Here is a 6,284-nt window from a genome sequence, read left to right as displayed (position 1 = left end):
CAGGGTGATGGCTTTACGACCTTCAACAAAGTTGCCGCCGGGGCCGGGGGTTGTGCCGTTGACATCGTGCGCCCAGGCGACCCGTGGCGACAGGGTGACGGCACCGATGGCGTTGTTGAAATCGAGCTTGGCCACCATGCGGTAGCCCCAGGAGGTGGCGTCGGCAAAGGCGGAAGCGGGTTCGGTTTTGCCATAATGTGCTCCTGCAAGAATCTCATTGCCGCTGATCGGCGTGCCGGGGCCATCAAAGCGCAGTTTGCTCTTGCTTGGCATTCCGTGAACTCGTGTCAAGCCAACCTCGCCCACAAGGGTGAACTGACTGGCGCCTAAAGTTGGGCCAAACAGCTTGGTTGCAGTGGTTTGTATTTGGGTGACATCTTTGAGTTGGTACCCTTGAATGTAGTGTTCGTAAGGATTTGCCAAGGTCCCAGTATTGAAAATTTGATTAAAGGTTGCGAGGCCAGAATTAATTGGCCCGAGGGCTGCGAATATTAATTCAATATCATCCATTTGCAAAGGGACGTCTTTTTTGTGAGAAATTTCTCCCTGAAGAGCTATTCCCGTATTCTGAAGCAGTGTATTGAAACTGATACCAAATAGTTTTATGTCTTCTGGGTATTCCACGATGTACTGGGCTGTTTGAGCATATTCATTGACAGCATAGGCTTGAGTCAAGGCGGCATCGCCCGTCGTCGCAGCATTCACCGCACCGGTCGCGACAGCTTGAGCGGTTGCCGGATCAAGACCAGCGGTAATGCCGGTAGTTGTGCCTGCCGTGATTCCGGCAGTAATTGCTGCTTGCGGATTGTTAGGTTCATTGGCAAAGGTTACAGCGAAAGTTTGTGCAGCGGTTCCTGCCACCAATGTTCTCAATGCACCCACTCCGGTGCCTGTTCGTGCACTAAGGACTGGAAGACGACTATGATAATTAATGAAATAAAAGCCGAATTCCGTATCATTGAGGCCGGGGGCAAAGACGCGCATAGCAATACCGTACTGACCGTCGTCATCTGCATAAACAGTCTTGCCGCGTGGAACCATATTGAAACGATCATCTGAATCGGGGCCAAGGGCTCCCGTCCAGCTTTCACCCTGGTCAGACCAGCGACCAAAACCGAGCATGACTCGATCACCACTTTCCCCGGCAAAATCATTAGTACTCCAGTAGCTGCCGGTCGGGTCAATCTTGGTTTCTTCCCACTGGTACTGATAGAAGGCTTCAAAACTGATATTTTGCGTCGGGCTGATGGAGCCGGAAATCATGCCGACGGGAACCAGTCCTTCACGCAGTTCGGCCCCGGCGACGCGCAATTTGCTGACGTCGAAGGGGTTGATGATATTGATACCGTTCTGGATGAAGGTGCTTTCCCCCCAGCTGAGCACCTGCTGACCGACGCGCACCTGTGCCGGCGCGCTGGCAATGGCGAAATCCCAGTTGAGGTAGGCGTCCAGCAGGGTGGCGTCCTTGCCGACCATGTCCTTGGCGTCACTGCTCAGTTCCGTGCGTTGGCGGCTGCCGTCGTTGTTTTCAAAGTCGTAAAAGGCCGTGCCGCGCACAAACAGGCCGAAATTACGCCATTTCAGGGCGAGCTCACTGGTGATTTTGGCGGTATGGTTGATCAGGTCGCCCTTGTCGTAGTTGAGGTTGCCGTCATCGTAGTTGACTGAATAGGCATCGCCTTTGCCGGAGTTATACTGCCGATTAGCAACACCGATAAGGTCGGAATCCCGGTCCTTCATGCGCCAGGCGGCGCCGTAGGAGAGGGTGGTGTCGAGGTTGCCGCTGACTTCATCGCCGAGGCTGAACTGGAAGGCGGCGGCGGGGGTGGCCATGCTGAATGGCAGGGCGAGCAGGGCACAGGCCAGCAGGGTATTGATGCGGTGAACCAGAGGGGGCTTGGACGCAGGTCGGCTGTTCATTCGGTTCCTCCTTGAAGCGATAGTGTACGGCAGGGGCGCATGAAAAACCCTTTAAAAGCCATCATCTCTGACCCCATCCGGCAGATGTTGTCAGGACGAGCGCTTTTGTCGAGTTTCTATTAAATTAAGCAGAATTTTAACCTTGACGATCTAGAGGTGCAAGGATAAAAAAACGTTACATTCAGAGGTCAGATTTCTTTTTGCCGGTGATGGGCAGTCTCACGTCGAACAAAAGAAGAAAATCTGCACCATGTTAGTATGGCAGCTTGCTCAGGTTTTACTTTCATTTTACGTTAAGGTCAATATAAAAATAACGCTGTTCTGTTTTTCTTCCGGAAGGTTGTCGCGACCTGTGAGTTTGTTGAGAAGGAAATTTCCCTTGGCGCTAGGTAGACTAGCCTCTATAATGTCGTGTTGAAAGATACAAGCAGCTTGATCTATCGCAATCGCAATCGCAATCGCAATCGCAATCGCAATCGCTATCGCTATCGCTATCGCTATCGCTATCGAAATCGATCCCGATCCCGATCCCGATCCCGATCCCGATTTGGACAAAAATTTGGACAAAGAATGTTCCCGGTGATAGGTTGCGCCTGGCGTTACCGGAGCCGGTTAGATAACCGGAAAAATCTTTTTACCCTGTCTTTATCGAAGGAGTTTGTTCTACATGCGCTATCAGAAATCACAGGAACTTTTTGCCAGGGCGCAACAGCTCATCCCTGGTGGTGTCAATAGCCCGGTGCGGGCGTTCAAGTCGGTGGGAACCCAGCCGATTTTTATTGAACGGGCGGCGGGCAGCAAAATTACTGATGTTGATGGTAATGACTATATCGACTACGTCGGTTCCTGGGGGCCGATGATCCTTGGACATTGTCATCCCAAGGTGGTTGAAGCGATTCAGCAGGCGGCAACCAAAGGAGCGTCCTTCGGCGCGCCGACGGCGCTTGAGACGGAACTTGCCGAGCTGGTCAATCAGGCTTACCCCAACATCGAAAAAGTCCGGATGGTGTCTTCCGGTACCGAAGCGACCATGAGCGCTATCCGTCTGGCGCGGGGTTTTACCGGGCGCGACAAGATTCTCAAGTTCGACGGCTGTTATCATGGCCACGCCGATTCCCTGCTGGTCAAGGCCGGTAGCGGCGCGGCAACCTTCGGCGTGCCGACGTCCCCCGGCGTGCCGGCGGATTTTGCCAAATATACCCTGACCGCCAGCTACAACGATCTGGCCGAAGTGGAGCAGATGGTGGCGGCCAACAAGGGGGAGATCGCCTGCATTATCCTCGAGCCGATTGCCGGCAATATGGGCTGTGTTCCGCCGCGTCCAGGCTTTTTGGAAGGGCTGCGCAAACTCTGTGATGCCGAAGGTGTTCTGCTGATTATGGACGAAGTCATGACCGGTTTCCGGGTGGCTTATGGCGGCGCGCAGGAGCGTTATGGCGTGCGCGGTGATCTGGTCTGTCTCGGCAAGATCATCGGCGGCGGTCTGCCCGTCGGCGCCTTCGGTGGGCGGCGCGAGATTATGGATTGTCTCTCGCCGGTGGGTGGCGTTTACCAGGCCGGTACCCTGTCGGGTAATCCGCTGGCCATGAGTGCCGGTATTGCCACCCTCAAGCTGCTGCAGGCAGAAGGTTTTTATCAGCAGATTGAAGAGAAGAGCGCTTATCTCGAAAAGGGGCTATTGCAGGTGTGTGCCGCTCAGCCGCTAGCAACCCGTTGGCAGCGGGTCGGCGGCATGTTCTGCACCTACTTTACCGACAGGGAGGTTTTCTCCTTTGCCGATGCGGCGACCAGCGATACCCAAATGTTCGGGCGCTTTTTCCGTGCCATGCTCGATGAAGGGATCAATCTGGCCCCCTCGCAATTTGAAGCGGGCTTCATGAGCGTCGCCCATAGTCGTGAAGATCTGGATATAACCATTACCGCCGCGGAAAAATCTTTCGCGTCCCTGAAGGGTTGAAGTTGCCCGTTGTGGCGCAGAAAAGCGGTTGACTTGGCGGGGTTGCTGTGCTAGTTAAAGGTCGCTTTTGCGCCCACTTCTGGGTCGGAGCAGATTGTCTATGAGTGAATTGGAGCGCGAGCAGAAACGCCGGTTGTACCGCAGCCTCGGGTTTTTATCTTCCCTGGGGATTTCGATGGTGGCGGCGACCCTGCTGGGTCTGGCCATCGGCTACTATCTCGATCAATGGCTCGATACACGCCCGATTTTCACTATAATTATGCTGATTTTCGGTATTGCTGCCGGTTTCCGTAACGTCTATGTCCTGACGTCGTGGGAGCTGCGGCGACAACAGAAAGATCAGGACGAGAACTCCCAATGACCGATCAGGATGCCGGTCTGGAGACAGCTCTGGCGCGGCGTAACTGGGGGATTCTGGCACTGATGGTCGCAGTCAGTCTGTTTTGGCGCTCCGCTCCGGTAACCCTCGGCGTACTTGGCGGCGGGCTGGTTATCGCCCTCAATTACCACTGGATGGGGCGCTCACTGACCAGGTTGCTGGCTGACCCGCAACGCGCGCCGCAGCGAAAAATCTTCACCGGGATCAACTATCTGTTGCGCCTGGTGGTGATGGGTCTGGTCATTTACCTGCTGCTGGTCCAGATCAAGGTTCATCCTATTGGCCTGGCTGCCGGTTTATCGTTGTACGTTGTTAACCTGATATACAGCACGATCAGGCGCATTTATTAGTAAGTAATTAGTGGCAAATCAGCAGCAAAACGAAAGAGAGAGCTTATGGTTCATCCTTTTATGTTTCTCGATTGGATCGCCGGCCTGATTAACCTGCATGTCGGTGAGCATGTTCTGTACACCTGGCTGGCGATGGCCATTCTGTTGTCCGGAGCCTGGTTGGCTGGCCGTAATATCAGTATGGTGCCGGGGAAAATGCAAAACTTCATGGAAGCGGTCATGGGCGGCTTTGACAGCCTGATCGAAAATGTCATGGGTAAGGACGGCAAACCGTACTTCCCGTTGATTGCTACCATTGGCATGTTTGTTCTGGTGAGCAACCTGCTCGGTCTGGTGCCCTCCTGCTTTCCGCCAACCGCCAGCCTTAACACCAATGCCGCGCTGGCCCTGACGGTCTTTTTCATGACCCATTATATCGGCATTAAAAAGCACGGCTATCATTACATTCAGCACTTCATGGGGCCGATCATCTGGCTGGCACCACTGATGATTATTATCGAGATCCTCAGTCATCTGGTTCGTCCCATTTCCCTGTCGCTACGTCTGTTCGGTAACATGTATGGCAAGGAAATCGTGTTGATGATCTTTTTTGCCCTGGTGCCACTGTTCATGCCGATTCCGATCATGTTTCTCGGAGTGTTGATCAGTATGATCCAGGCTTTTGTTTTTGTTCTTCTGTCGATGATTTATATTGCCGGCTCCCTTGAGGAAGCCCACTAATATCCATATACAGTTATTCATGCGTTCACAGGGGTGATCGCATAAGTCCTATACTTTAGGAACAATCACCATTCACAACAGCACAACAAAGGAGTAGTACCATGGATTTTTTCACCTGGAGCATTATCGCAGCAGCATTCGGTATGGGCATTGGTTCTGTCGGTACCGGTATCGGTATGGGTATCGCGATCAGCAAGGCTTGTGAAGGTGTTGCCCGCAATCCTGGCGCATCCGGTAAGATCCTGACCAACATGATGGTCGGTCTGGCCCTGATCGAGTCCCTGGCGATCTACGTGTTTGTTATCTGTATCATCATTCTCTACGCTAACCCCTTCACCGGTACCGTGGTCGAGTTGCTTCAGGCTGCAATGTAATCTGCCGGGTAAAATCTACCGGGTAAGACAGCTTTAGCATGATATGAAAAGGGACGGTCAATGCGACCGTCCCTTTTTTAATTAACTAAATCGGATTGCATATTGTATACAGATCTTCCTTCTCCATCGATTGAAATATCCTTGTGTTATCAGATTGTTAGTTGTTTTCAGCGGTTCTTGGTGTGGGTTTTTCTTGCATGCCGTAAAGTTTAGGGGTAGTCTGCGCCCTGTATGATAAAAATGTACATTGGTCTGCCACCCAATGTTCGTTCCCCTGTCCGGATTCACGGGTCTTGTATCGGTAGATCGTCAGTTGATCGCTTGTTGATTCCGTACCGGGGTTTATCTGTATCGTTTCATGCTGTTGATTTGATGTAGGTTCGGTTGTTTGATGCATTTTTTCTAAGGAGAGTACCGATGCGTAGACTACTGTTTCTTGTCGGGTTGTTATTGACCCTGGTCTGGGGTTCGCAAGCCTTTGCCAACGGCTTGGCACCATCGCCTGAGAACTGTTTGATGTGCCACAGTGATGTTGTCACCGCTGAAGGTTTCGCAAATTCGGTTCACGGTCCCAATGGTTGTGT

6 protein-coding genes are annotated in these 6,284 nt (G+C 52.7%); 5 read left to right on the top strand and 1 reads right to left on the bottom strand.

Features of this window, described 5'->3' with window-relative positions; translation table 11 throughout:
• Positions 1-1,920: DUF1302 family protein (locus tag AC6F7T_RS10770; RefSeq protein ID WP_500718731.1), on the bottom strand; the 1,920-nt coding region annotated here is incomplete at its 3' end.
• Positions 1,921-2,587: 667 nt separating this feature from the next.
• On the opposite strand from AC6F7T_RS10770, the gene hemL reads away from it, so the two are divergent.
• The 5 genes from hemL (at position 2,588) to atpE (ending at position 5,700) form a co-directional block, all read left to right on the top strand.
• Complete coding sequence (gene hemL / locus AC6F7T_RS10765) at positions 2,588-3,877, top strand: glutamate-1-semialdehyde 2,1-aminomutase (RefSeq protein WP_500718729.1); 1,290 nt, start codon at positions 2,588-2,590, stop codon at positions 3,875-3,877.
• Between the two features lie 100 nt (positions 3,878-3,977).
• Complete coding sequence (locus AC6F7T_RS10760) at positions 3,978-4,238, top strand: AtpZ/AtpI family protein (protein WP_500718727.1); 261 nt, start codon at positions 3,978-3,980, stop codon at positions 4,236-4,238.
• Complete coding sequence (locus AC6F7T_RS10755) at positions 4,235-4,606, top strand: ATP synthase subunit I (protein ID WP_500718725.1); 372 nt, start codon at positions 4,235-4,237, stop codon at positions 4,604-4,606. Before AC6F7T_RS10760 ends, AC6F7T_RS10755 begins: the two co-directional genes overlap by 4 nt.
• A 45-nt stretch (positions 4,607-4,651) precedes the next feature.
• Entirely contained in the window at positions 4,652-5,326 is a 675-nt protein-coding gene (gene atpB, locus AC6F7T_RS10750; RefSeq protein ID WP_500718723.1) for a F0F1 ATP synthase subunit A, read from the top strand.
• Positions 5,327-5,427: 101 nt separating this feature from the next.
• Positions 5,428-5,700 carry an ATP synthase F0 subunit C gene (atpE, locus tag AC6F7T_RS10745; RefSeq protein WP_500718721.1) on the top strand — a complete coding sequence of 91 codons (273 nt, stop codon included), beginning with the start codon at positions 5,428-5,430 and terminating at the stop codon, positions 5,698-5,700.
• Positions 5,701-6,284 lie beyond the last annotated feature (584 nt).

The sequence above is a fragment of the Pelovirga sp. genome (assembly GCF_059864205.1).
The sequence above is the reverse complement of the archived record's forward strand: the minus strand, read 5'-3'. Positions and strand labels throughout refer to the sequence as shown.

Coding starts and splice junctions, on each gene's coding strand:
- AC6F7T_RS10755 (WP_500718725.1), top strand. CDS start 4,235: ATGACCGATCAGGATGCCGGTCTGGAGACAGCTCTGGCGCGGCGTAAC.
- atpB (WP_500718723.1), top strand. CDS start 4,652: ATGGTTCATCCTTTTATGTTTCTCGATTGGATCGCCGGCCTGATTAAC.
- hemL (WP_500718729.1), top strand. CDS start 2,588: ATGCGCTATCAGAAATCACAGGAACTTTTTGCCAGGGCGCAACAGCTC.
- atpE (WP_500718721.1), top strand. CDS start 5,428: ATGGATTTTTTCACCTGGAGCATTATCGCAGCAGCATTCGGTATGGGC.
- AC6F7T_RS10760 (WP_500718727.1), top strand. CDS start 3,978: ATGAGTGAATTGGAGCGCGAGCAGAAACGCCGGTTGTACCGCAGCCTC.